At 62.6% G+C, this 24,016-nt stretch carries 21 protein-coding genes and 3 pseudogenes; 11 read left to right on the forward strand and 13 right to left on the reverse strand.

Going from position 1 to position 24,016, the window contains the following annotated elements; genetic code table 11:
* Window positions 1-5 precede the first annotated feature (5 nt).
* From argH to GR328_RS16925, 3 genes are read left to right on the forward strand one after another with little or no spacing between them, the layout of a single operon-like run.
* Complete coding sequence (argH, locus tag GR328_RS16915) at window positions 6-1,514, forward strand: argininosuccinate lyase (protein WP_160885789.1); 1,509 nt, start codon at window positions 6-8, stop codon at window positions 1,512-1,514.
* On the forward strand, window positions 1,514-2,584 hold the full coding sequence (locus tag GR328_RS16920) for an ABC transporter ATP-binding protein (protein ID WP_160885791.1): 1,071 nt from the start codon (window positions 1,514-1,516) through the stop codon (window positions 2,582-2,584). Before argH ends, GR328_RS16920 begins: the two co-directional genes overlap by 1 nt.
* A complete protein-coding gene (locus GR328_RS16925) occupies window positions 2,581-3,474 on the forward strand; it encodes a carbohydrate kinase family protein (RefSeq protein WP_425487047.1) in 894 nt (297 codons plus the stop codon). Before GR328_RS16920 ends, GR328_RS16925 begins: the two co-directional genes overlap by 4 nt.
* A 17-nt stretch (window positions 3,475-3,491) precedes the next feature.
* On the opposite strand, the pseudogene GR328_RS27460 reads toward GR328_RS16925, so the two are convergent.
* A pseudogene (locus tag GR328_RS27460) lies at window positions 3,492-3,713 on the reverse strand (hypothetical protein); the annotation flags it as partial.
* 139 nt (window positions 3,714-3,852) lie between these two features.
* Here GR328_RS27460 and GR328_RS16935 point away from each other — a divergent pair.
* Genes GR328_RS16935 through hutG form a run of 5 tightly spaced genes read left to right on the forward strand, consistent with a single transcriptional unit; the run spans window position 3,853 to window position 7,765 of the window.
* Entirely contained in the window at window positions 3,853-4,560 is a 708-nt protein-coding gene (locus GR328_RS16935) for an IclR family transcriptional regulator (RefSeq protein ID WP_205790077.1), read from the forward strand.
* A 24-nt stretch (window positions 4,561-4,584) separates the two neighbouring features.
* Complete coding sequence (locus GR328_RS16940) at window positions 4,585-5,328, forward strand: glutamine ABC transporter substrate-binding protein (protein ID WP_160885795.1); 744 nt, start codon at window positions 4,585-4,587, stop codon at window positions 5,326-5,328.
* A gap of 29 nt (window positions 5,329-5,357) precedes the next feature.
* Window positions 5,358-6,026 carry an amino acid ABC transporter permease gene (locus GR328_RS16945; protein ID WP_160885797.1) on the forward strand — a complete coding sequence of 223 codons (669 nt, stop codon included), beginning with the start codon at window positions 5,358-5,360 and terminating at the stop codon, window positions 6,024-6,026.
* Window positions 6,023-6,790 (forward strand): amino acid ABC transporter ATP-binding protein, encoded by a 768-nt coding sequence (locus GR328_RS16950; RefSeq protein WP_160885799.1) that lies wholly within the window; start codon window positions 6,023-6,025, stop codon window positions 6,788-6,790. The genes GR328_RS16945 and GR328_RS16950 overlap by 4 nt, the downstream gene beginning before the upstream one ends.
* A gap of 6 nt (window positions 6,791-6,796) precedes the next feature.
* Window positions 6,797-7,765, forward strand: coding sequence for a formimidoylglutamase (gene hutG / locus GR328_RS16955; RefSeq protein WP_160885801.1), 969 nt, complete (start codon window positions 6,797-6,799; stop codon window positions 7,763-7,765).
* A gap of 242 nt (window positions 7,766-8,007) precedes the next feature.
* Here hutG and pyk read toward each other — a convergent pair whose 3' ends face one another.
* The 6 genes from pyk to GR328_RS16985 all read right to left on the reverse strand — a co-directional run bounded on the left by pyk (window position 8,008) and on the right by GR328_RS16985 (window position 15,143).
* A complete protein-coding gene (gene pyk, locus GR328_RS16960; RefSeq protein WP_160885803.1) occupies window positions 8,008-9,438 on the reverse strand; it encodes a pyruvate kinase in 1,431 nt (476 codons plus the stop codon).
* Window positions 9,439-9,441: 3 nt separating this feature from the next.
* Window positions 9,442-10,725, reverse strand: coding sequence for a glycerate kinase type-2 family protein (locus tag GR328_RS16965; RefSeq protein WP_160885805.1), 1,284 nt, complete (start codon window positions 10,723-10,725; stop codon window positions 9,442-9,444).
* A 113-nt stretch (window positions 10,726-10,838) separates the two neighbouring features.
* Window positions 10,839-12,344 carry a tripartite tricarboxylate transporter permease gene (locus tag GR328_RS16970; protein ID WP_160885807.1) on the reverse strand — a complete coding sequence of 502 codons (1,506 nt, stop codon included), beginning with the start codon at window positions 12,342-12,344 and terminating at the stop codon, window positions 10,839-10,841.
* A 14-nt stretch (window positions 12,345-12,358) separates the two neighbouring features.
* Window positions 12,359-12,856, reverse strand: coding sequence for a tripartite tricarboxylate transporter TctB family protein (locus GR328_RS16975; RefSeq protein ID WP_160885809.1), 498 nt, complete (start codon window positions 12,854-12,856; stop codon window positions 12,359-12,361).
* Window positions 12,857-13,012: 156 nt separating this feature from the next.
* Window positions 13,013-14,086, reverse strand: coding sequence for a tartrate dehydrogenase (locus GR328_RS16980; RefSeq protein ID WP_160885811.1), 1,074 nt, complete (start codon window positions 14,084-14,086; stop codon window positions 13,013-13,015).
* An 85-nt stretch (window positions 14,087-14,171) separates the two neighbouring features.
* On the reverse strand, window positions 14,172-15,143 hold the full coding sequence (locus GR328_RS16985; RefSeq protein ID WP_160885813.1) for a tripartite tricarboxylate transporter substrate-binding protein: 972 nt from the start codon (window positions 15,141-15,143) through the stop codon (window positions 14,172-14,174).
* 145 nt (window positions 15,144-15,288) lie between these two features.
* Between GR328_RS16985 and GR328_RS16990 the strand changes: the two genes are divergently transcribed.
* The gene (locus GR328_RS16990) at window positions 15,289-16,068 is read left to right on the forward strand and encodes a GntR family transcriptional regulator (protein WP_246215934.1); all 780 of its coding nucleotides are present in this window, start codon (window positions 15,289-15,291) and stop codon (window positions 16,066-16,068) included.
* 135 nt (window positions 16,069-16,203) lie between these two features.
* On the opposite strand, the gene GR328_RS26895 is transcribed toward GR328_RS16990, so the two are convergent.
* The 4 genes from GR328_RS26895 to GR328_RS17010 all read right to left on the reverse strand — a co-directional run bounded on the left by GR328_RS26895 (window position 16,204) and on the right by GR328_RS17010 (window position 19,912).
* Entirely contained in the window at window positions 16,204-16,413 is a 210-nt protein-coding gene (locus GR328_RS26895) for a hypothetical protein (RefSeq protein WP_205790079.1), read from the reverse strand.
* A gap of 157 nt (window positions 16,414-16,570) precedes the next feature.
* Complete coding sequence (locus GR328_RS17000) at window positions 16,571-18,865, reverse strand: xanthine dehydrogenase family protein molybdopterin-binding subunit (protein WP_160885817.1); 2,295 nt, start codon at window positions 18,863-18,865, stop codon at window positions 16,571-16,573.
* Window positions 18,862-19,320, reverse strand: coding sequence for a (2Fe-2S)-binding protein (locus GR328_RS17005; protein WP_160885819.1), 459 nt, complete (start codon window positions 19,318-19,320; stop codon window positions 18,862-18,864). The genes GR328_RS17000 and GR328_RS17005 overlap by 4 nt, the downstream gene beginning before the upstream one ends.
* Window positions 19,321-19,504: 184 nt before the next feature.
* On the reverse strand, window positions 19,505-19,912 hold the full coding sequence (locus GR328_RS17010) for a hypothetical protein (protein WP_160885821.1): 408 nt from the start codon (window positions 19,910-19,912) through the stop codon (window positions 19,505-19,507).
* Between the two features lie 162 nt (window positions 19,913-20,074).
* Between GR328_RS17010 and GR328_RS17015 the strand changes: the two are divergent.
* Window positions 20,075-20,571 (forward strand): annotated as a pseudogene (locus GR328_RS17015) (transposase).
* A 32-nt stretch (window positions 20,572-20,603) separates the two neighbouring features.
* Window positions 20,604-20,978 (forward strand): VOC family protein, encoded by a 375-nt coding sequence (locus GR328_RS17020; RefSeq protein ID WP_160885823.1) that lies wholly within the window; start codon window positions 20,604-20,606, stop codon window positions 20,976-20,978.
* 926 nt (window positions 20,979-21,904) lie between these two features.
* Here the strand turns inward: GR328_RS17020 and GR328_RS17025 are convergent.
* Both GR328_RS17025 and GR328_RS17030 read right to left on the reverse strand, forming a co-directional pair.
* A pseudogene (locus GR328_RS17025) lies at window positions 21,905-22,327 on the reverse strand (type III PLP-dependent enzyme domain-containing protein); the annotation flags it as partial.
* Between the two features lie 692 nt (window positions 22,328-23,019).
* Complete coding sequence (locus tag GR328_RS17030) at window positions 23,020-23,880, reverse strand: IclR family transcriptional regulator (RefSeq protein WP_160885825.1); 861 nt, start codon at window positions 23,878-23,880, stop codon at window positions 23,020-23,022.
* Between the last annotated feature and the right edge of the window lie 136 nt (window positions 23,881-24,016).

A 24,016-nucleotide genomic window follows, 5' to 3' on the forward strand; every position in this document is an offset into this window, starting at 1 on the left:
AGCCCATGACAGCAGGCACCTACAAAGACACCTCCGCCTTCCCGGATCCGGTCTACAAGGAAACCGTCCTTCGTCCGCTGTTCGACGGGGCGAAGGATCACCACATCGAAGGTTTTCGCCTCATCGACCGCGCTCACCTCGTCATGCTCCATGAGACCGGCATCCTGACCATTGAGCAGGCTCGCCCCATCGCCCAGGCGCTCGAGGCCATCGACCGGGAGGTCGACGTCAGCACCCTAACCTATACCGGCGAGGTCGAGGATTTCTTCTTCCTGATCGAGAAGGAACTGCGCAAGCGCCTGGGACCGGACCTCGCGGGCCGCCTTCACACGGCACGCTCGCGCAACGATATCGATCACACCCTGTTCAAGCTTGGCCTTAAAGATCGGATTGATCCTCTGCTGGAACGCCTGGTCCGGCTGGCCGAGACCCTGGCATCGGTGGCGGAGCGAGAGAGCAATACGCTCATTGTCGCCTACACCCACGGGCAGCCGGCGCAGCCGACCGTGTTCGGCCATTATCTTTCCGCCGTCCTGGAAACCCTGCTGCGCGACATCGCCCGGCTGGAGGCCGCCCGCGATATTGTCGACCGCAGCCCCATGGGAGCCGCCGCCATCACCACGAGTGGCTTTCCCATCGACCGGGACCGGATGGCCCGCCTCCTCGGCTTCAGCCGCCCCCTGCAGAACTCCTATGGGTGCATCGCGTCCATCGACTACATCACCTCGACCTACTCCGCGATTCAACTGATTTTCCTGCATCTCGGCCGTTTCATTCAGGACCTGCAGTTCTGGACGAGCTTCGAGGTTGGCCAGATCTACGTTCCTAACGCGTTCGTGCAGATCAGCTCAATCATGCCGCAGAAGCGCAATCCCGTTCCCATCGAACATATGCGGCATCTGGCGTCGCAAACCGCCGGACGGGCGCAGGCTATGCTCACCATCATGCACAACACACCGTTCACGGACATGAACGACAGCGAGGGCGAGAGTCAGGGCTTCGGCTATGGCGCCTTCGAGAGCGGCGCGCGCGTCCTCGACCTGCTCGCGGCTCTCGTTCCGGCCCTGCGCATCAATCCCGACAGGGTTCGCCAGAACATCCGCCGCAGCTGCATCACGGTGACAGAACTCGCCGACAGCCTGGTGCGCCTGGAGGGATTGTCATTCCGCGAAGCACACGAGATCGCAGCGGAAGTCTCCCGCTCCGTTGTTGCTGTCGAGGGAGACATCGCCGCCGATGGCTACGAGGTCTTCCAGGGGGCTTTCGAGCGCTGCACGAATCGTCAGACGGGGATCGACAAGGCCCAATTCGCCAAGATCGTCTCACCGGAGAACTTCGTCGCTGTTCGCGACCGGTTCGGCGGGCCAGCCCCAGGGGCGCTGTCTCAGGCGATTGAGGGATACAATCAGGAGATCTCCGCGATCCGCAACCGCATGCAGGAAACGGCACAGCGCGCCCGAACCTCTGCGCAGGATCTTCAATCCCGTTTCGCTGCACTTCTTGGAGGCCGCTAATGGCGACCATTGAACTCAATGGACTCATCAAACGCTACGGTCAGACGACCGTGGTCCATGGGATCGACCTGTCGATCCAAGATGGTGAGTTCGTCGTGCTGGTCGGCCCTTCGGGATGCGGAAAGTCCACGACGCTGAGGATGATCGCAGGGCTTGAGGAGATCAGCGGTGGCGAGATCCGGATCGGCGGGCGCGTCGTCAACGACTTTCAGCCTAAGGACCGGAACATCGCCATGGTGTTCCAGAACTACGCCATCTATCCGCACATGACCGTAGCCGACAACATTGCGTTCGGCCTCTATCGCTCCAAGCTGTCGAAGAGCCAGAAGCGTCAGCGCGTCGAGCAGGTCGCCGAAATGCTCGGCCTGTCGCAGCTTCTGGAGCGCCGTCCGTCAGCCCTTTCGGGTGGACAGCGTCAGCGCGTCGCCATTGGACGGGCGATGGTCCGCGATCCCGCCGCATTCCTGTTCGACGAGCCCCTCTCCAACCTCGATGCCCAGCTCCGTACCCAAATGCGCATCGAGATCAAGCGGCTCCATCACCGGCTCGGCACCACTTCGGTTTTCGTCACCCATGATCAGGTCGAGGCCATGACCATGGCCGACAGGATCGTGGTGATGCGCGACGGTCGAATTCTCCAGGTAGGAACCCCTCTGGAGCTTTACGAGAAGCCCATTGACGTCTTCACCGCGCGCTTCATCGGCAGCCCGACCATGAACCTGCTGCCCGCCCGTCTGCGGGACGGCGGGGCGGATCTGGCGGTCGGCGGCTCGGTTCAGGTTCCGTCTGCATCGGCGACGACATCCGACATCCTGGTGGGCGCCCGCCCACAGGATCTCGTTCCGACTGCCGCCGGCTCGCAGGGACTGACCGTGTCGGGCACGGTTGCCGTCGTAGAAACCTTGGGTTCTGAGACGCTCGTTTACATCGAGAGCGCGGGCCAGACCGTCATCGGCTCAGCACCGGGCCGGCAGATCCCGCGGATCGGCGATCACCTGACCCTCCATGCCCCCTTGGAGAGGCTCTACTACTTCGACAAGGTAACAGAGAAAGCATTGGCAGCCCAATGAGCGGAATGCTCTCCGAGCGCAAGGTTGTATGCCTTGGGCGGATCTATTGTGACATTATCTTCACGGGCCTGCAGGAAATGCCGGTGCTCGGCCGGGAACGCTTTGCTCAAGACGTAACGATCGTGGCTGGCGGCGGCGCCTATATCACGGCGGCCCATCTCGCCTCTCTTGGCCGTCCGACAGCGCTCCTGACCCGTCTGGGAACAGACCCCCTGTCACGAGGCCTGGATCCGGAGCTTGAGGCCAGCGGAATCGACCTCTCCTTCGTCGAACGGTCGAGCGATGCCGGCCCCCAGCCGACCGTCGCCCTGGTCAAGGACGGAGAAAGAGCCTTCGTGTCCCGGCGCGCGGGCGGCTCCCGCCCGTCGACCCTGGAGCAGGCCCTCTCGGCGCGTGACGTCGCTCATTTGCACATCGCGGAATTTGCTACTCTCAAGGACAACCCGGACGTGATCGCCTTCGCGCGAAGCCTGGGCCTGACGGTCTCACTCGACCCGAGCTGGGACGATCAGCTGATCCGCCGAGACGCGGACCTCTTCGAGATCTGTGCAGGAGTTGACATCTTTCTCCCCAATGTCGAGGAGGGAAAGGCGCTGACCGGAGAAAGCTCGGCGGAGGCTATCCTGCGCAGCTTACGAGAGAGATTTCCTCTGGTCGTGCTGAAGCGCGGTGAACATGGCGCAATGGCGTCGGATGGGTCGACCTGTCTTTCGGCCGAAGCGCGTCCCGTCAAAGTAGTCGACACGACGGGAGCAGGTGACGCTTTCAACGCCGGGTTCCTGCATTCCTGGCTCAGAACCTCGGATCTTGGGAGGAGCCTAGCGGCTGGGATCGAAGCGGGCGCGCTCTCCGTCCAGTCAGCAGGCGGAGCTCCATCACGCCTGGCCTGAGGCGAGCTCTGGAACGCCTAACCCAAACTGCTTCCGGACGAGTTCGCTGAAGGGCCCGGGTCCCTGGATTCCCCTTTGACGGCACTGGCTATGAGCCCGGCCACAATCCGGCGCTGCGCGAATGCTGCCAACTCGAGCACCGGCGACGTCGCGATCAGCGCCGCGGCAGCCAGGCCCCGGCTCAGCCGCTCGAAGGATGGCATGGTATAGACCACAACCAGCAATATGCGTGTCTCGCGCTGCAAGCCTGCAGGCGATCCGCTCACCACTGGAGTTGCGCCATTTGGGAACGGCCAGGCTTGTTTTTCTCACAATATGGCAATATGACTCCCAAATCGTGAGAATTTTGGGCATCGAATGTCAGGCGCTGAACGGGTTTTGGACGTACTGGAGACGGTCGCGACCGCCAAAGAGCCACTATCCGCAAAACGGGTCAGCGAGCTGGCCGGCATTCCGCTGTCGAGCGCCTATCGGCATCTCACCTCGTTGAAAGAAGCCGGCTTCATCGTCGATCTCGGACGCGATGTAGGTTACGGCCCGGGCCCGGTCTGCATGCGGATCGCGCAGAATTTCGATCGGACATCGCATGTTCTGGCCGTGGCATTGCCCGAGATGCAGCGCCTGTCCCTGCGAACGCAGGAGAGCGTCGGCCTGATGAAGGCGCTGGGTACCGAAGTCTACTGCGTCGAGATGGTCGAAAGTCCGCTGTCCCTGCGCTGTTCGTACAGCAAGGGACGCTCGCAGCCGCTGAGCCGTGGCGCTTCGGCGAAGGCCCTGCTGGCCTTCCTTCCCCAATCTGTGCAGGACGAAGTCTGCGACCGGCTCCTCGGTGAGGATCCTGATGCGCGTTCGACCCTCCTCCGGGAGTTGAGGGCGATCCGCTCGAACGGCTATGCCGAGAGCGAAGGCGAAATCGATCCCGGCGTCTGGGGCGCGAGTGCGCCGATCTTCTCCCAGGGCGAGCGCCTTGAAGGCAGCATCAGCCTCATGATCCCGAGCACGCGCGTCGGCAATCGGCGCGATGAACTCATCAAGCAAACCATCGAGACGGCGAGGGCCATCTCAATGCGTCTCCACCAAGCATGAATGTCAACAACAGAGGGGTATCACATGACTTTACTACGTAAGCTGGTTCTTGGCGTCGTCGGAGCACTGGCCTGTGCGAGCGTTGCGCAGGCGCAGACACCTGACACGCTGCGGGTCGCGACCGATGCGACCTTCATGCCGTTCGAGTTCCAGAAAGACGGCAAGCTGACGGGTTTCGATATCGAACTCGTCGAGGCGGTGGCACAGAAGTTGGGCAAGAAGGTCGAGTGGACCTCCATCGACTTCAAGGGTCTCATCCCGGGTCTGCTTGCCAAGCGCTTCGACATGGCCGTCTCTGCCATCTACATCACTGAAGAGCGCAAGAAAGTCGTCGACTTCACGGACTCCTATTATCCAGGCGGCCTCGTGATACTCGTGAAGAAGGACAACACAGCAATCAAAGGTCCAGAGGATCTCGAAGGCAAGAAGGTATCGGTCCAGGTGGGAACCAAGTCAGTTGCCTATCTGCAGGAGAAGTTCCCGAAGGTGGAGCGTGTCGAAGTCGAGAAGAACCAGGAGATGTTCAGCCTCGTCGAGATCGGCCGCGTCGACGCTGCCGTCACCGGCAAGCCCGCCGCGAAGCTCTTCGCCCAGAGCCGTCCGGGCGTGAAGGTGATCGACAAGCAGCTCACGGTCGAGGAATACGGCATGGCGGTTCGCAAGGATCTGCCTGAGCTGACGAAAGAGCTGAATGGGGCCCTCGCCAAGATCAAAGCCGACGGCACCTACGACAAACTCGTCCAGAAATGGTTCGAGGCTGGCAACTGATCCCTTAACCGCAAACGAGTGTGTCCCGGATGAATCTAGATTTCACCCCCGTCTGGCAGGGCTGGCCCCAGCTGATGCACGGCGCCGTCGTCACAATTGAGATAACGGCCGCCTCGCTCCTGCTCGGCTGTGTGCTCGGCCTTCTCGTCGGCATCGCCCGGCTCGATCCGAGCAAGAAGCTGATCTATGGGCTTGCGACGGGTTACGTCACCTTCATCCGGGGCACGCCGCTCCTAGTGCAACTGTTCCTCCTGTTCTTCGGCCTGCCCCAGTTCAACATCCTGTTGCCCGCATTCGCCTGCGGTGTGCTCGGCCTCGGCATCTACTCAGGTGCCTATGTGTCGGAGATCGTCCGCGGCGCCATTCAGTCGATCGACCGCGGCCAGATGGAGGCCGCGCGCTCGCTCGGAATGTCCTACCGGCAGGCGATGCGCATCATCATCCTGCCTCAGGCGGTGGTCCGCATGATCCCGCCGCTCGGCAACGAGTTCATCGCGCTCATCAAGAACTCGGCCCTGGTTTCACTGCTGACCATTGCTGATCTCATGCACGAGGGACAGAAGATCATTTCGGTCTCGTACCGCTCCCTTGAGGTCTATCTGGCCATCGCTTTCGTGTACCTGATCCTTACCAGCCTGACCGGCCTCCTGCTGCGCCACATGGAAATGCGCCTTCGCGCTGGGGGAGTTGTGCAATGAGCAGTACCGCAAGTCCTATCGTGGCGGTGCGCGGCATCGGTAAGAGCTTCGGCGCGCACCGGGTCCTGTCTGATGTCGCCCTGTCGGTTCAGCCGTCCCAGGTTGTCGTCATCATCGGTCCATCCGGCTCGGGCAAGAGCACGCTCCTGCGCTGCTGCAATGCGCTCGAGGTGCCCCAGGAAGGATCGATTACGATCTGCGGAACGGACCTGGTCAAGAACGGTCAACTCATCCCCGATCGCGAGCTCAACGCCCTGCGGATGCAGGTTGGCATGGTGTTCCAGTCGTTCAATCTGTTCCCGCACCTGACGGTCCTCGAGAATGTCACCGTCGGACCGCGCCAGCTGCGCAAGATGTCGAAGAGCCATGCCGACGCTCTGGCGCACGAACTTCTCGCCAAGGTTGGCCTTTCCCAAAAGGCAGCCGCCTACCCGGCGACGCTCTCGGGCGGCCAGAAGCAGCGGGTGGCGATCGCCCGTGCGCTCGCCATGCAGCCGCGCGTCATGCTGTTCGACGAGCCGACTTCGGCCCTCGACCCCGAACTCGTGGGCGAGGTCCTGCAGGTGATGAAGGCGCTCGCCCGGGAAGGCATGACCATGATCGTGGTGACGCACGAGATGGGCTTTGCCCGCGAGGTCGCCGATGTGGTCATGGTCATGGATGCCGGGCAGATCATCGAGGCCGGCCCTCCCGAGCAGGTGTTCAGCGCCCCGCAGAACCCGCGCACGCGCTCGTTCCTCCAGGCCGTCATCTCGCGAGACTGAGCTCTCATGACATTCAAGAAATCTGAGGCGGCGCCTGCGGGTCTGCCAGGCGACCAGGGCGAGGTCGGGCCGGTCTTCCGCGTCAAGGATGTAATACGCCCCCTCGCTTCCAATATCCGGGGTGGATCTGTCCTCATCGGCTTTGCCAGCGACGAAGGCGTGCGCCGCAACTTCGGCCGTGTCGGAGCCTCTCAGGGGCCTTCCGCCATCCGTCGTGCGCTCGAACGTCTGCCGGTACATCACCCCGTCGAGATCGTCGAGGCGGGAGATATCGCCTGCACGGATGGAGACCTTTCAGGCGCACAGGAGCGCCTCGCCGATGCCGTTGCGACACTGCTCGACCGCGACATGCGCCCCGTCATTCTCGGCGGCGGACACGAGGTAGCCTATGGCAGCTTCCTCGGTCTGGCGAAGCATCTGAGCGGCCGGCTTGCCACGACAAACATCCTCGTGGTCAATCTCGATGCGCATTTCGACCTGCGTCTCGCACCTGTTCCGAACTCGGGCACACCGTTCCGCCAGATTGCCGAGTTCTGCTCGGCGCATGGCACCGCGTTCAATTATCTTTGTCTCGGCATCAGCGAACTTTCCAACACGACGGCGCTGTTTGAGCGGGCCCGTCAGCTCGGTGTCGAGTACCGTCTCGACGAGGAGATGCGGCCAACCGACAGCGCAGAGCTGCGCGCAAGGCTGGCGCAGAAGTTGATGGCGGCGGATACAGTCTATCTCTCGATCGATCTCGACGTGTTGCCTGCCTCGGTCGCCCCTGGCGTGTCGGCGCCAGCGGCGAGCGGTGTGGCGCTCGAGATCATCGAGGATCTGGTCGATGACGTCATATCCTCCGGCAAGCTCGCGCTATCCGACATCGCGGAATTGAACCCGGTTCTTGATCGCGACGATCAGACGGCGCGTGTCGCAGCCCGCCTAGCCTATCGGCTTCTTCTGGGTCGCGGACGCAAAAGCATCATCCGTTAGGCAGCGAACTCGATGGCCTTGGATCCTCAAGGAGATCAACGGGCTTGATAGGCATGATCAGGGCAGGTTGTGCGAGGACGGCACTCTGCTTAGGGACTACGTGCCGGGCAGACATTCGACCGTTTTCGCAGATGCGCCAAAACGTGACGTTACCAAAAGCGGAACACAAAGCGGGCACCGAGTGACACAAGTTGGATGGCCGCAAACGTCACCAAAGCAGTCATTTGCTACAAGCACCTGATTCATCGTTCCCGGTCCTGACGGAGTTGCACGACCCGGAGGTTGTTGGTTGTACCTGGGATTCCGAAGGGTACGCCCGCGACGACGACGATGAGTTCGGGGGGACGGGCCAAGCCCTCAACCCGCGCATGCGCCTCGGCCTGCTCCACCATCTCCTCATAGGTGTGGATGTCCTCTGATCGAACGCTGTGAGTGCCCCAAAGAAGGCACAGACGCCGTGCCACACTCTCATCCAGCGTGACGGCCAGGATTGTCACATCCGGACGGGTGCGGGCGACGCGGCTCGCGGTGGTGCCGCTCAAGGTGTACGCGACGATGCAGGAAGCGGAGATCGCCTGAGCCAGATCGGCCGCCGCGCTGGCAACGGCATGGGGCGGGCTCTCTTCGATCTCTGATCTGAGAGCCGTGACGATGGACCGGTAGGCCTTGTCCTGCTCGGTTCTGCTGATGATGCGGTCCATCATCGAAACCGCCTCAACCGGGTACTGCCCCGAGGCGGATTCGGCCGACAGCATCACCGCATCGGCCCCATCATAGATTGCCATCGCAACGTCGGAAGCTTCTGCCCGGGTCGGTGTCGGGGCGCCGACCATGGAATCGAGCATCTGGGTCGCAATGATCACGGGCTTGACTGCCAAACGGCAGATGCGCACGAGTTCCTTCTGACGGCCGGGCACCTCCTCCGGCGGGATCTCGACGCCAAGATCGCCGCGGGCGACCATGACCGCGTCGGACAGGCGGACGATATCTTCGATGTGGTCCAGCGCCGAAGGCTTCTCGATCTTTGCCAGAAGCCCGACACGATCACCGATCAGGGCACGGGCCTCGATCAGGTCTGATGGCCGCTGGACGAAGGACAGGGCGACCCAGTCGACACCGAGTTCAAGCCCGAAGGCGAGATCCGCCCGGTCCTTCTCCGTGAGAGGCGACATATTCAGCACCGTGCCCGGCAGGTTGACGCCCTTCCGGTTGCTGATCCTGCCACCGGTCACGACCCTGGCCTCGATGGAGTCGGTGTCGAAACCCGTCACCTTGGTCCGGACCCGGCCATCATCGATGAGCAGGTCCTGCCCCGGGAGGATTGCCTCGAAGATCTCCGGATGCGGGAGAGGGATCGAGGTCCTGTCGCCTTCCTTGCCCTCAAGGACGAACCGGACCGTCTCGCCCTCGGCCAAGGCCAAGGCGCCGTCCTTGAGCGTGCCGATCCTGATCTTCGGACCCTGCAGATCCTGAAGGATGCCGATGGGCCGTCCGAAATCCTTCTCGAGCGCACGAATTGCGGCGTGGACGGCGGCATGGTCCTGGTGGGTGCCGTGGCTGAAGTTCAGCCGGAAGGTGTCGACCCCCGCAAGGAAAAGCTCCCGCAACTTGTCCGGCGATGCGCTCGCCGGTCCGACGGTCGCTACTATCTTGGCATGGCGTTGTCGGCGCATGGTTCAATCGGCGCGTCTGGCCGCCTCCTCGGTGATGAGTATCGCGCGGAAGTCATTGACGTTGGTAAGGGTCGGCCCAGTCACGACGCCGTCGCCGAGCGCCTCGAAGAAGCCGTGTCCGTCGTTCTCGGCAAGGCTCCTCTTGGCACTGATCCCCTTGGCCCAAGCACGAGCGATGCTGTCCGGTGCGAGGTAGGCCCCGGCAATCTCCTCAAGACCATCGACCCCATCCGTATCCCCCGCGAGAGCATGGATCTCGGGGTGACCGTCGAGCGTGGTGGCCAGCGCCAGCAGGAACTCGACATTGCGCCCGCCGCGCCCCTGTCCTCGCAGCGTGACCGTCGTTTCGCCGCCGGACAGTAGGACGCATGGCGGGGTGAAAGGCTGACCCCGCCGGGCCACCTGGAGCGCGATGCCGGCCATGACCTTGCCGACGTCGCGGGCTTCCCCCTCAATGGCATCCCCAAGGATATGCGAGGGAAGACCATGCCGGGCCGCCACCGTGGCCGCGGCCTCCAGCGCCATCTGGGGCGTCGCGATCATCCGGACGTCAGCTCGTGCGAGGCGCTCGTCTCCGGGCTTGATCGTCTCCCCCCGGCCGCTGGTGAGGACTTCCAGAACCGCCGGTGGCGGCTTGATCCCATAGCGATTCAGGATCTCGAGCGCATCCGCACAGGTGGTGGGATCCGGCACCGTCGGTCCGGAGGCGATATTGATCGGATCGTCACCGGGAACGTCGGAAACCAGGAGCGTGACGACCTTCGCAGGATGGCATGCAGCGGCCAGCCGCCCGCCCTTGATGGCGGACAGATGCCGGCGGACACAGTTCATCTCGCCGATCGTTGCCCCGGAGCGCAGCAGGGCCTTGTTCACTTCCTGCTTGTCCTCCAGCGTCAGGCCATCGATCGGCAGCGGCAGGAGCGCCGAGCCGCCACCCGAGATCAGGCACAGCACAAGGTCGTCGGGTCCAAGATCGGAGACGAGGCTGATGATCTCGCGCGCAGCCTCAAGGCCGGCCCTGTCCGGTACCGGGTGGGCCGCCTCGCGGACCCGGATGCGGGACGTCGGCACGGCATGGCCGTATCGTGTGACGACAAGCCCCGTCAGGTCGCCCATCCAGTGCTGCTCGAGTGCCCGCGCCATGGAAGCCGCGGCTTTGCCGGCACCAATGACGACAGTACGCCCCGGCGGTGGGTCCGGCAGGTTCGGAGGCACGCACCGAGCCGGATCGGCGGCCGCGATGGCGGCCTCGAACAATGATTGCAGGATTGCACGTGGCTGGAACATCGCCGCTTGTCCTTGTCGGTCTTTCCCTCGAACGCCGTAGTTTCGGCATCCGTTACCAGATTGGCTGCCGCCGGACCACCGGGATCCGGCTGATGCAGCGACGGAACGAGTGTTCAATCCTCCTCGACGAATACCTCGTCACGCTTGCGCCGGATCGAGGGCAGCAGGGCGATGACGATGCAGGCAAGTCCGAGCGCGAGGAGCGACGCGGAGAGCGGGCGCGTCAGGAACACGGTTGGGTCTCCCTTGGAGATGATCATCGCCCGGCGGAGATTCTCCTCCAGGAGCGGTCCGAGCACGAAGCCGAGCAGCAGCGGTGCGGGCTCGCAGCCGAGGCGGATCAGGACGTAGCCGAGGATGCCGAACACCACGATGGCATAGACGTCGAACGGATTGCTGTCGATGGAGTAGCAGCCGATCGAGGCGAAGATGACGATGGCCGGGAACAGCACCCTATAGGGAATGGTAAGCATCTTCACCCAGAGCCCGATCAGCGGCAGGTTCAGGACGACGAGCAGCAGGTTGCCGATCCACATCGACGCGATGATGCCCCAGAACAACGCTGGCTGGTCCGTCATCACGTTTGGTCCCGGTGTGATGCCCTGGAGAATGAAGGCGCCGATGATCAGGGCCATGACCGGGTGGGCCGGAATGCCGAGCGTCAGCAGCGGGATGAAGGAGGTCTGAGCGGCCGCGTTGTTGGCCGATTCCGGTCCGGCGACGCCCTCGATGGCGCCCCTGCCGAATTCCTGCGGCTTCTTGGAAAGGCGCTTTTCGGCCGAGTAGGAGGCGAACGACGCCAGGACGTGCCCGCCGCCCGGCAGGATGCCGAGGACAGAGCCGAGGCCGGTTCCGCGGAGGACCGGACCGGCGATGCGGCGGAAGTCCTCCCGCGTCAGCCAGAGGTTCTTCACCTGCGAGACGCCGACCTCGCGGTTCGTTTCCACCTCAAGGTTCCGGAAGATCTCGGCGACGCCGAACATCCCGACGGCGAGAGAGACGAAGTTGATGCCGCCATAGAGTTCCTGGAAGCCCATGGTATAGCGTGCCGTGCCGCTGGTCACGTCTTGGCCGACGGTGCCGAGGAGGAGCCCCAGCACGATCATCGCGAGCGCCTTGATGACGGAGCCGTGCGCGAGTGAGATGGAGACGAGAAGCCCGAGCACGAGCAGCGAGAAATACTCGGCGGCGCCGAAATTGAGCGCTACCCTGGCAAGCGGCGGCGCCGCGATGGCGAGGATCAACGTCGCCACGGAACCGGCGAAGAACGAGCCCAGTGCGGCAGTGGCGAGCGCGGGTCCGGCACGGCCGTTGCGGGCCATCTGATAGCCGTCGATGGCCGTGACCGCCGAAGAGGACTCACCTGGCAGGTTGATCAGGATGGCCGTGGTAGAACCGCCGTACTGCGCGCCGTAGTAGATGCCGGAGAGCATGATCAGCGCGGTCACCGGTGAGAAGGAAAAGGTGATCGGCAGCAGCAAAGCGATGGTCGCCGTGGGGCCGATGCCGGGCAGCACGCCGACGAGGGTGCCGACGAGAACGCCGACGAAACACCAGAAGACGTTCTGGAGTGTGAGAGCCGTCTCGAATCCGAGGGCAAGATGGGACAGAAGTTCCATGGTTTTCTGTCTCCTCAGATGACTTCGAACGGACCGAAGACCGGGCCGATGGTTGGCAGCACGACGCCAAGCCCGAGCTTGAAGATCACGTAACAGAGAGCCGACAGCGCGACCGCGATCCCGAAAGCTGCGAGGACCGAGTTGCGCCGTGAGGCGAGCGCGGTGACGAGAGTGGCAAGGAACACGACAGGCACGAGGCCCAGCATGCGGCCGTAAGCGCCGAAGAGGATCAGTGCGAATGATACCAGGACGATGCCGCGCCAGGGTATCGGGCGCCCGCCCTCGTGCTCGTCCGGATCCGATCTGACGAGCATGACGCCGATGGCGAGCGCGCCGAGCATGAAGGCGAGGGCGAGCGGAATGAAGCCTGGTCCCATTCGGATCAGGCGGCCCATGTCGTAGCTCGTCGCCTCCCAGGCGAAGGTCGCCGCGATGACGAGAAAGATCGCTCCCGCGATCAGATCCCGACGCGACCGGAGCAGACGCGTCCCTGTATCCGTTTGATGCGTCATCGGTTCCCTCCCGAGGAACGGCCCCGTTCATCGTCCGTCGTGCAGGTGAAGGACCGGCAGGGCTCACATGTCGTTGACGTCTGTGGTTGTCCTGCCCGGACGATTTCGGCTCGGGCAGGACATGGCGTAGCCAGTGTGCAGGCGTTCGGTCGCCTGTCAGATGTTGGAGCCGCGGATCGCCTCGCAGACGGCGTCCGTGACCTCCTGCGTAGTCGCCTTTCCGCCGACGTCCGGCGTCTTCACACCCTCCGCCGTCACGGTCTCGACGGCGCGCATCAGCCGCGCGGCCGCTGTGCCCTCGCCGAGATGCTCAAGCATCTGGGCTGCTGTCCAGAAAGTGGCGATCGGGTTGGCAATCCCCTTTCCGGTGATGTCGAAGGCGGATCCGTGAATGGGCTCGAACATCGAGGGATAACGCCGTTCGGGATCGATGTTGGCGGTCGGCGCAACGCCAAGGCTGCCCGCAAGCGCGCCGGCGAGATCGGACAGGATGTCGGCGTGCAGATTGGTGGCGACGATGGTGTCGAGGCTCTGGGGCTTGAGCGTCATGCGCACGGTCATGGCGTCGACCAGCATCTTATCCCAGGTGACGTCCGGAAATTCCTGCGCCACCTCGGCGGCGATTTCGTCCCACATCACCATCCCGTGGCGTTGGGCGTTCGACTTGGTGACGACGGTCAGGTGCTTGCGCGGGCGCGACTGCGCCAGCCGGAAGGCATAACGCATGATGCGGGTGACGCCGACGCGGGTGAAGATTGAGACTTCGGTCGCCACCTCCTCAGGCAGTCCGCGGTGCGAACGTCCGCCTTGGCCGGCGTATTCGCCCTCGGAGTTTTCACGTACGATTACCCAGTCGAGATCGCCAGGGCCTACTCCAGCAAGCGGCGAGGCGATGCCCGGCAGGATCCGGGTCGGCCGCACGTTGGCGTATTGATCGAAGCCCTGGCAGATCGGCAGCCGCAGACCCCAGAGCGTGATATGGTCGGGCACATCCGGGGCGCCGACGGCGCCGAAGAAGATGGCGTCGAATGACTTGAGCTGCTCGGGGCCGTCCTCGGGCATCATGCGGCCGGTCCTCTTGTAGTAATCAGAGCCCCAGTCGAAGTGTTGGACCTCGAGTGTGAAGTCGCCGCTGCGCTGCTGGAGCGCCTCCAGGGCTTGGAGCCCGGCGGCGATGACTTCAGGACCGATCCCGTCGGCCGGAATGGCGGCAATCTTGTATTCATGCATGGAGGCGATTCCGTTGAGCACAGTTGCATCAGGGGCGCGGGGCGAGGCTGATCCCCGCCCCGCGCGTTTCTTCAGAAACAAGGGATTACTTCGTACTGGCGTTGGCGAGGAGCTTGCCCCAGCGGGCGAGCTCCGATTGGAAGCGCTTGTCGAGAGCGGCAGGCGTCGCCATGTCGGCAGACACAGGCGCCGTGCCGAGGGCCGCGAAGCGTTCGATCACCTTCGGATCCTTGAGAGCCTTCTGGAGCGAGGCTGACAGCTTCTGGCGGATAGCCTCGGGCGTTCCCTTGGGAGCCCAGATGGCGTGCCAGGCCGAGATTTCGAAATCCTTGATGGCGGTCTCGGCGAGGGTCGGGACCTGGGGCAGGATCGCGATCCGCTCCTTCGTGGTCACGGCGTAAGGCTTGATCTCGCCGGCCTTGATCTGGTTTGCGGTGTTGGTGGTCTGATCGCACATGAGATCGATCTGGCCACCGACGAGGTCGTTCATGGCCGGTCCCGTGCCCTTGTAAGGCACCACCGTCAGTTCGATGCCAGCGGCATCGGTCAGGAGCCGTCCGCAGAGATCCGACACCGCGCCGACGCCGGCCGTGCCGAAGGTTGCGCCCTTGCCCTCGCCCTTCAGCCAGGTGAACAGGGCCGTCACGTCCGCCGGTGCAAGATCCTTTCGGCCGACGAGCGTCATCGGCACGTCGGTCACGAGGCCGACCGAGTCGAAGTCCTCTCCCGGCTTGTACGATAGATCGGGATAGAGTGGGCCAAACGTGGCAACGCCGATGTGGTAGAGGAGCAGAGTGTACCCGTCCGGGCTCGCCTTGGCCACCCGGCCGGTCCCAAGCGAGCCGCCGGCGCCGCCGACGTTCTCGATCAGCACCTGCTGGCCGAGGTCGACCCGCATCGCCTCGGCCACGAGGCGGGCGACGGTATCGCTTGGGCCGCCTGCGGCCGCCGGGACGAGGATAGTGATGGGCTTGCTGGGATAGCTGCCTTGCGCCATGGACGGGCCGGAGAGCATCGTCGCTGCCGCCATCAGGGCCGTCGCGAAAAGTCGCTTCATGTGTTCCTCCTTTTGACTGTCGTTCAGGCGGCCCATCTTGCCGAGGCCGTCACATCTTGCATTTCACCTTGCATGCAAGCTGGAATGGATGTGGACATGAACGAAATCTTTTGTCAATGATTTGTTAGGCGCGAAAGGATGCAACATGAGCGGACGCAAGGGGGCAGCGACGAAGCGGCAGGTGGCAACGCAGACGGGCAAGGTCGCCCGGGCAGCAGCGGAGGGTCGCATGCCGTCCGGCAGCCCCGAATCGGAGCAGGCCTCCGAGGGGCGTGTCGAGGCGGCCTACCGTTACCTGCGGAACGCCATCCTCTCAAATGACCTGCCGGCCGGCTTTCAAGCCGCCGAGAACGAGATTGCAACGCAGCTCGGCATGAGCCGTACGCCGGTCCATGAGGCAATGGCGCGGTTACAGGAGGAGGGCTTCGTCCAGATCCTGCCGCGCAAGGGCATTCTCGTCCGGGCGCTGACCCCAGCCGATCTCCTGGAGATCTACGACGTTCTGATCGCTCTCGAAGGTGCTGCGGCCGAACTGCTAGCAGCAGAAGCCGACCGTGCCCTGTCCTCCACCCTCGCCGAATTGCAGGCGAGTACCGACGCGATGGCGTCGGCCCTGCGGACCGACGACCTCGATGCATGGCGTGTGGCGGACGAGCGCTTCCATGACATGCTCGTTGCCGGTTGCGGCAATAGCCGCATCAAGCGAATGATCGCGACAGTGGCCGGCCAATCGCACCGGGCCCGGCGGCTGACGCTTCACCTTCGCCCAGCGCCTATCAATTCGGCCACCGAGCACCAAGCAATCGTCGACGCTATTCGGTCCGGCGATGTCGCAGCCGCCGGAGAAGCCGCCCGTGCCCACCGCCGTCATGCGCGTAGTCAGCTCGTTCCGATCCTGAAGCGCATCAACTTCCGGCAACTCTGATCGAATTCTTCCTTCACTGGACCAACCAAAGCCTCGAAGGACTGGCCTGAGACCAAGAGCCAACGTGTGAGACGTCCGCTTGGCACCACGTACCAGACGCCCGCTTTCCCGAATTCGGCGGAGCTTGGTTTCCGTTCAGGTCCGCCGAATGTCCGCACGTAAGGGCTCCCAGATCGAGACGTCGCGCGGCTGGCTGAGAAGTTTCGGAAGGGCCTGGTGCCAAGCATCACGATAGGGGCAGCCGAACTGGACCGCGAGGACATCGTCGTGGCTCTCCCAAGCCTCAAGGAGCATGGACCGGTTCGCCGCCTCGGGATCTTCGTGCAGGAATGCCTGATGGAACATGGGTTCGCTGCTCATTGCGTCGAGGACACCCTAGTGCGCTGACACAGCTATCGTCGGCCAGGATAGTGATTTCTCCAAGGGGGGCTTTCTGCCGTCAGCCTGCAAGGGGCGGATGTCGAGTGCACCGGCATGATCCGATGCACTCGTGCGACATCGCTCAGGCCAGGAACTGATCCCGGATTGGCAGGCGTCGGATCCGCTTGCCTGTCGCGGCGAAGACCGCATTGGCGAGGGCTGGCGCAACGGGCGGCACACCCGGCTCGCCTACGCCGCCAAGCGGTTGTCCGTAGCTATGCGATGCGACGAGATGCACATGAATCTCGCGCGGCGCCGTATCAATCCGCGTAACCTCGTAGCTGTCGAAGTTGTTCTGCTCGACCCGGCCATTCCTGAACGAGATCTCCGAACTCGTTGCAAGCCCTGCTCCCATGATCACTGCGCCCTCCATCTGGGAGCGGATGCGGTCGGGATTGACCTGGGGGCCGCAGTCGATCGCGATATTGATCCGCGGGATGACGAGCCTGTCTCCGTCGACTTGCACCTCAGCCGCAACGGCCACGTAGCTCACGAAGCTGTAGTGGCCTGCAATGCCGAGCCCGTGGCCCTGCGGCAGGCTCCGTCCCCAGCCGATGCCGGCAGCGGCCGTCTCGACGACCTGCCTCAGACGACCTGTATCGATCGGATAGAGTTTTGGATCCTCGCCATAGTTCCAGGCGTCACCAATGTCCGTCGGGTCGATGATGCGGGCGGGGCCAATCAGGTCGAGAAGGTAGTCCTTCGGATCGCGTCCGGCAGCATGCGCCAACTCGGCGACGAATGACTGAATCGCGAACGCATGCGGAACGTTGGAGACCGACCGGAACCAACCGATCCGGGTATGCGCCGTCGCCTCGGGATTCTCCATGCGCACGTTCGGCACCGCCAATGGCGCATTCACCAGCCCCATGCCGAGCTCAAAGGGCAGTTCGTGTTTGGGATCGGGAGCGAAGATAGAGCCGATCGTTGGTGCTGCACTGCGATGCAGCCAAGCGACCGGCATTCCGCGTTCGTCGAGACCGGCCTCAAGCCTCTCGACAGAGACCGTGTGATAGTAGCCATGGTGCAGATCATCCTCCCGGGTCCAGGTCACCTTCACGGGAGCACCGCCCATGGCCTGACTGATCAGGCCGGCTTCGAGAACGAAATCCGGCTTGGACTTGCGACCGAAGCCGCCTCCCAGCAGCGTGACGTTGACGGTAACGTTCTCCTCGGGAATTCCGAGACGCTCCGCCAGGCGGGTGCGGGTGGCTTGAGGAGCTTGAACGCAGGCCCACGCCTCGCACTTGCCGTCCTTGATCTGGACGAGCGCGGCCGGCGGCTCCATCGGCGACTGTGCCAGATGGGGGATGTAGTACTCGGCCTCAACCCGCTTCGACGCTCTGGCCATGGCGGCGTCGACATCGCCCTGCCTGCGGACCACCTTGGCTGGTTTGCGTGCCGCGGCCTCCAGCTCGGCGCGGTAGGTGTCCGAACTATAGCTCGCATGCGGACCGTCGTCCCAGACGATCTTCAACTTGTCACGCCCCTGCATGGCAGCCCAGGTGTTGCGTGCAACAACCGCAACCCCGCCCAACGGCTGGAACTCGGATGGAATCTCGGGCGGCGCGATCTGTACGACCTTGACAACGCCCGGGACCTGCAACGTCTCGGCATCGTCGACGCTCCTGACGCGTCCGCCGAAGACAGGGGGACGGGCGACGACCGCGTAGAGCATGCCGTCGGCTCGCGCATCGATCCCGTACACAGCCTTGCCGGTCGTGATGTCCTGATTGTCGATCAAGCCGATCCGGTCCTTGCCGATATAACGGAAGGCAGACGGGTCCTTCAGCTTGAGCATCTCGCGTGCCGGGACCGGCTGAGATGCGGCGGCGGTGGCGAGCGCGCCGTAATCGAGCCTCCGACCGGTTCGTTCGTGCAGCACCACATGCTCCCGCGCGCGGACTTCCTGGACCGGAACACCCCATTGCGCAGCCGCCGCCTGCTCAAGCATCGTGCGGGCTGCAGCCCCGGCACGCCGCATTGGCATGAAGAAGTGGCGGAGCGAGCGCGAGCCGTCCGTGTCCTGGTTGCCGTATCGGGGCTCGTCGCCCTGCGCTTGTGCCACCCGGACCTTGGACCAATCGGCGTCCAGTTCGTCCGCTACTACCATCGCGATCGAGGTACGAACCCCCTGGCCCATCTCCTGACGATGGCAAGTGACGGTTACAAGGCCATCCGGACTGATCGAGACAAAGATCCTCGGATCGTCACGCCACCCATTCGGCATGCCGTCCGCACCGAACTTCTTCTCCTGCGCACTGGCATCGGACGGCCAACCGATGGCGAGCACCAGCGATCCAGCAGCAATTCCGGCTAGGAACCCACGCCGGCTGACGTTCGCGACCGCCAATTCGAGTTCATCGTGGTCTGTCATCGACGACCTCCATTGCTGGCTTGCTTGATGGCAGCACGAATGCGCGGATAGGTTCCGCACCGGCAGATGTTGCCGCTCATCATGCTGTCGATGTCCTCGTCGCTCGGATTCGGGTTGTCCTTGAGGAGTGACGCGGCCTGCATGATCTGGCCAGGCTGGCAGTAGCCGCACTGCGACACGTTGAGGTCTCTCCAAGCGACCTGGACGGGATGGTTGCCGTCCGGTGACAAGCCTTCGATCGTCGTCACCGCCGTTCCCAAGGCGGCTGCCATAGGAGTTACGCAAGCCCGAACTGCGGTGCCGTCGAGATGCACGGTACAGGCTCCGCACTGGGCAACACCGCAGCCAAACTTCGTGCCGGTCAGACCCAGTTCATCACGCAAATACCACAGGAGCGGCATGTTCTCGTCGCCGTCGAATGACCTGTCGGCGCCGTTTACGACCAGTGTCGCCATGGTCTTCTCCTCTGTCACCATTCAAAACGTATCGATACGATGACGCACTGACCGCCCTAGGCTGCAATCGGTCTAACAACCTAGCGTACAAGTCGCTTTCAGCACCGCTGATCGTGCCCAGTGACTTGCCCTGCGGAGAGGGTCTCGAAGGAGCAAAATAGGGCAAGCCGGACGTTCGACGACCCTACTGAGTCGGCCCGAGTTCGCGCCGGGCCTCCTCCACAGCAGCGGAGCAGCCCGAGGCATCGCCCTCGCGATTGAGAGCCTGTGCCCGACTGAGAGCCGCCCGTGCTCTCATAGCATTATCGCCCCCGGCCAGCGGGGTCGCCGCAGCGGTCGCCCCGACGTCATGTTCCGGAAGCTTCTGCACCGATGAGCCAGGCGGGGTGGACTGCTTGTCGGCCTGCATGGCTTGAGATTCGCGGGAGGCAGCAACGGCCTGCCCGCCGGAGGACAGGGCTGCGCTTTTCGAGACGGCCTCGTCGACACGAGGCTCCAGTGCGCGGATAGCATCACCACAAGGGGATGCCAGCACGGGCCCGGCGACAATAAGGCCGGAAGCTATAACGGTACTCAAGCCTAGCTTTTTCATGGTTCCTGTCCGTTTGGTGATGGTGAAAACTCCGATGATGCCCAAACGGTTGCGAAGCCGCACGAATTGAAAAGGAGGTTCTAGGGTTCAAACCCAATCAGGCCCTTGAAATTCATGGGGCACAATGATTCAGGGAGTTTTCGCTGAAGGAAGCCCTCGGAGATGTCGCGTTCGTTGTTCTGGCTGTCGGATGGAGCATGTATAGTAATTCAGTTACACTTACCGAAGAGCTAGCCTGGAGCGCATCGGGTCGATGACCGGCGCATGGTCTCCGGGATCATCCACATGCTCAAATGCGGCGGCCGCGGGGCGGATTGTCCTGCCAACTACGGCCCGGCAACACATCCGACGTGATGGGCGTGGACCTGCTAATCAGCCATACGGCCGGAATGAAGCGGGTGGTCGCCGATCGTGGCTACGACTCCAACTGCATCAGGGCCACACTGCGCGAACAGGGCACGATGCCCGTGATCCCCGGCAAACGTAACCGTAAGCGCCCGATCCAGTATGACGAACGTCGTTACAAGAACCCCTGGCGCGTCGAGGCCATGTTCTGCCGCCTCAAAGACTTCCGCCGGATCGCCACCCGCCACGATAAGCTCGCCCGCAACTTCCTCTCAGCCGTGAGCCTTGCCGCCGCTGTAGCCTTTTGGCTTTGAACCGTTATTCTACTCAAGCTGAGGAGTGAAGGATGGCCGTCAAACGGATTATCGCGAATATCGCCGCAACTCACCCTGATGCTGCTCGCACGTTCTACAGCGACATATTGGGCCTAGAAGTTGCGATGGACCATGGCTGGATTGTCACGTTTGCCGCGCCGTCTGTAGAGGGTCGGCCACAGATCAGCATAGCCAGCGAGGGAGGCTCGGGAACTCCCGTTCCTGATCTCTCTGTGGAAGTCGACAATCTCGAAGAGGTGCTACACCGCGTCGAAGTGGCGGGTCTCGTTGTCGAATATGGTCCGAAAGACGAACCATGGGGAGTAAGGCGCTTCTATGTCCGTGATCCATTCCGGCGCTTGATCAACATTCTTAGCCACAAGCGCCCCACAGTGAGCGCCGACTGAGTCTGAACCCTAGCCCGATTGTTCAATCAGGGGCGTCCGGCAGCTCGAAGAAGTCATCTGAGGGCCATTTAACGGTGCAAAACGGCGCTGTGCAGAAATACGGCTCCTCATGTGTGCGCGCGAGAACTCGCCGCGAATTGCACATGACGGGGCTTGTGAAGCTGTAGCAGAAGGCAAATTAAGCCGCCTCGGAAACAACTCAAGGCGGCTTAGAGGCACGTGGGGAAGTGCAGGAATATCCGAGAAAGGTCTGTTCACTGTGCAAAACCAGACCTTTCTAGCCTCAGCGCGCCATACACATCCTACGTTTCCTGCGGCTGTTCATAAAGTTACTCATCTACTGCCGCAATGTGGCCAAGTAACGTCTGAACTGAAATGGAATTCCTCGCAACCCTTGTCGTCGATGGTCCTGGATCCCTGCAACCACAACAAAACTCCTGCACGCTACTCGCGGCTGGGGGTTCTTGCTATGCAGCCGCAGCACGCCCCGCGCGACAGACGGAACGCGCATATTCCTTCCTCAAACCTGGAAGCCCCGCGGTCACAATCCACACAGCCCAATACCCTCCGGCAGCTTTGCAGACATGACGCCGAGGTAGCTGGCCTCCGTCGGTGGTGGGTACAGGTCTCACTTATCAGGAACGAATCTGCCGGCAGGGAATGCCGGAGCACGGCACTCCCTGCCGGGTCCGCACAGGACCGTGCATGTGGTTTACGCCGCCTTTGCCGGCTGCCTCTTCTCCTCCGCAAAGACAAGTTCCTCGTCTACATCACCGATCCTGATCAGCGTCGGCAGTCCCATTTGGCCCAACAGGCGGAGGAACAGTTTCGGCGGAAGTTCCTCGACATTGGCCATTCTGCCGGCATCCCAATCGCCGCCTGCGATCAGGACCGCTGCTGCGGCGGCTGGCACGCCGGCGGTGTAGGATACGGCTGTAGGGGCGGGCTGGATCAGCAAGGTCGAAACCTGATGCGCTGACCCGCAGGTTGAGACGGAGGCCGCGGCTCAATGCAGCGGTTTTATCCGCGAAGCGCTCGAACTGACCGACTGAGTTGAAAATGATCTTGTCCGCGTTGGCGATGACGTCGTCGACCTCATGATCGGCATAGGCAACGCTATAGGCGTGTGTCTCCCCGCCGAACTTGTCGTGACCCAGCTTCACCTCGAAGAGCGACGAGGACGTCGTACCATCCATGTACTCACACATGAGATCGAAGACCGACCATGTGGCGAAACATTTCAGGGCGAGCAGTATCTTCGCGCCAGAATGATCGCGCACATGCTGTATGATTTGCATGCTTCGAAGCAGAGCGGCCTTGTCGATGAGATAGTAAGGCGTTTGAGGCATCAGTGCGTGGTTCCCGTTGACGACGCGTTTCCCGCTGGGTCTGTGATGGACAGGGCTTGCATGGTTGATCAGGCATGGACAGATGCTTGTCGCCCGAGTTTGTTCAGGCGGCCCGCCCGGTCGCTCCGGCGCTAGAAACAGATATGCGCCTTCTTCAAGTGTCTCAGCTCCCCGAGCGACACTTTCGGAAGGTGTATGTCTATGGATTCTTGCCGGGAGGGCGGACGCGCCTTACATCAGCGCTTTAGCGCTGTTGCCCCGACTCCTCTTCTCTGCACGGGATACAGCGGCGACGGCCAATCCGTCAAAGCCAAGGTTACGGCTTTGCATCGCTACGTCGATTGTCTCAGCGCACGCAACAGCGGCGCGCACGGCAAGAGCATCTTCCGTTTGGGGGCATTCAGTAAAACTGAGCCCATCCCCAATTGGAAGAAGGTGTCATAAGACATAGCCCCCCAACCAGCAGATGAAGCCTGCATCTGACCGATGAATGTACGATACTGCGAGAGAATCAACCCCGCTTGGGCGATGCTCTGTTCCTGCGGGGAACTTTACTTCCGAATGCCGCTTCGAGAAGAGTCCCGGCGCAAGCGATCCGCGTCAGGCGAACGGCAGCCATCAGCCCTGACAGCATCGTTCACGCGGGCCCGGTACGGCGAGGACTTTGCAGCGGCTGCACCCGCGGGAGTGCCTCAGAACGGCTTCCATCCCCGCAACGAGCGGGAGATCAGGCGTGCTGCCTGCATGACAACCGGTGCGAGACGCTCTCGTGCGCCCTCAACGGTCCAGTCGGCGGTAGATGTCGAGATACCAACGGCTGCCAGAGGACGTCCGCTGCCGTCGAGAATTGGTGCTGCGAGCGCAATCTCACCGAGATTGACCTCCTCGCAGACAAGCGCGAAACCATCGCGACGCGCCGCCGTGAGGCATTGCTCCACCTCACCTCGGCCGATGATCGTGTGTGGTGTGCGCGCCTGGAATTCGGTGCAGTCGAGGATGTCGGCGACTTCCTTCGGGGATAGCCACGCGAGTTGCGCCCGTCCGCCGGCCGTGCAGAATGCCGGCAGCCGACGCCCGATGGTCGAGGTGGGATTCATGTACCGCTGACTGGGCATGCGAATGACCGCGACTACTTCCGGGCCATCTAGTTCGGCGACGTTCACAGTCTCCCTGCACTCATCGCGCGCCGATGCCACGAACGGGATAGCGACCTCGTAAAGCGGGCTTGCATGGAGATAATGATACGCGAAGTCGAGCATGCGTGCGCGAAGTCGGTAGCGGCGCGTCTTTTCATCCTTTCGGAGATAGCCGAGATGAACCAGCGTGTGCGTAATCCGCTGAGCTGCGCCCATGCTGATGCCTGATCGCACCGCAATTTCGCGTAAACCCAGAGCATCCCACTCGCCGTCGAAAGCCTTCAGCACACTCAAGCCCTTTGCAAGCGAGGCGATGAACTGCGGATCCTCCCGCAAGGGAGAAACCTGGGAATCCTCTGAGGGAGCAACAATTTTCTCATCCGGATCTGGCGCTCCAGCGCGCCTGCGCGACGTCAAGACAATTCTCCTCCAACAATGCCAAGCAGGACACTGCTTCTCTCGATCGCTTGACAAGCTTGACCTTTATAGATGTGATAATCGCGCTGCGCTACACTCATATCGCTATGCGATAGACGATACCGAAATTTCATAA

It is taken from the genome of Microvirga makkahensis (genome assembly GCF_009830105.1).
Taxonomy (GTDB): Bacteria; Pseudomonadota; Alphaproteobacteria; order Rhizobiales; family Beijerinckiaceae; genus Microvirga; species Microvirga makkahensis.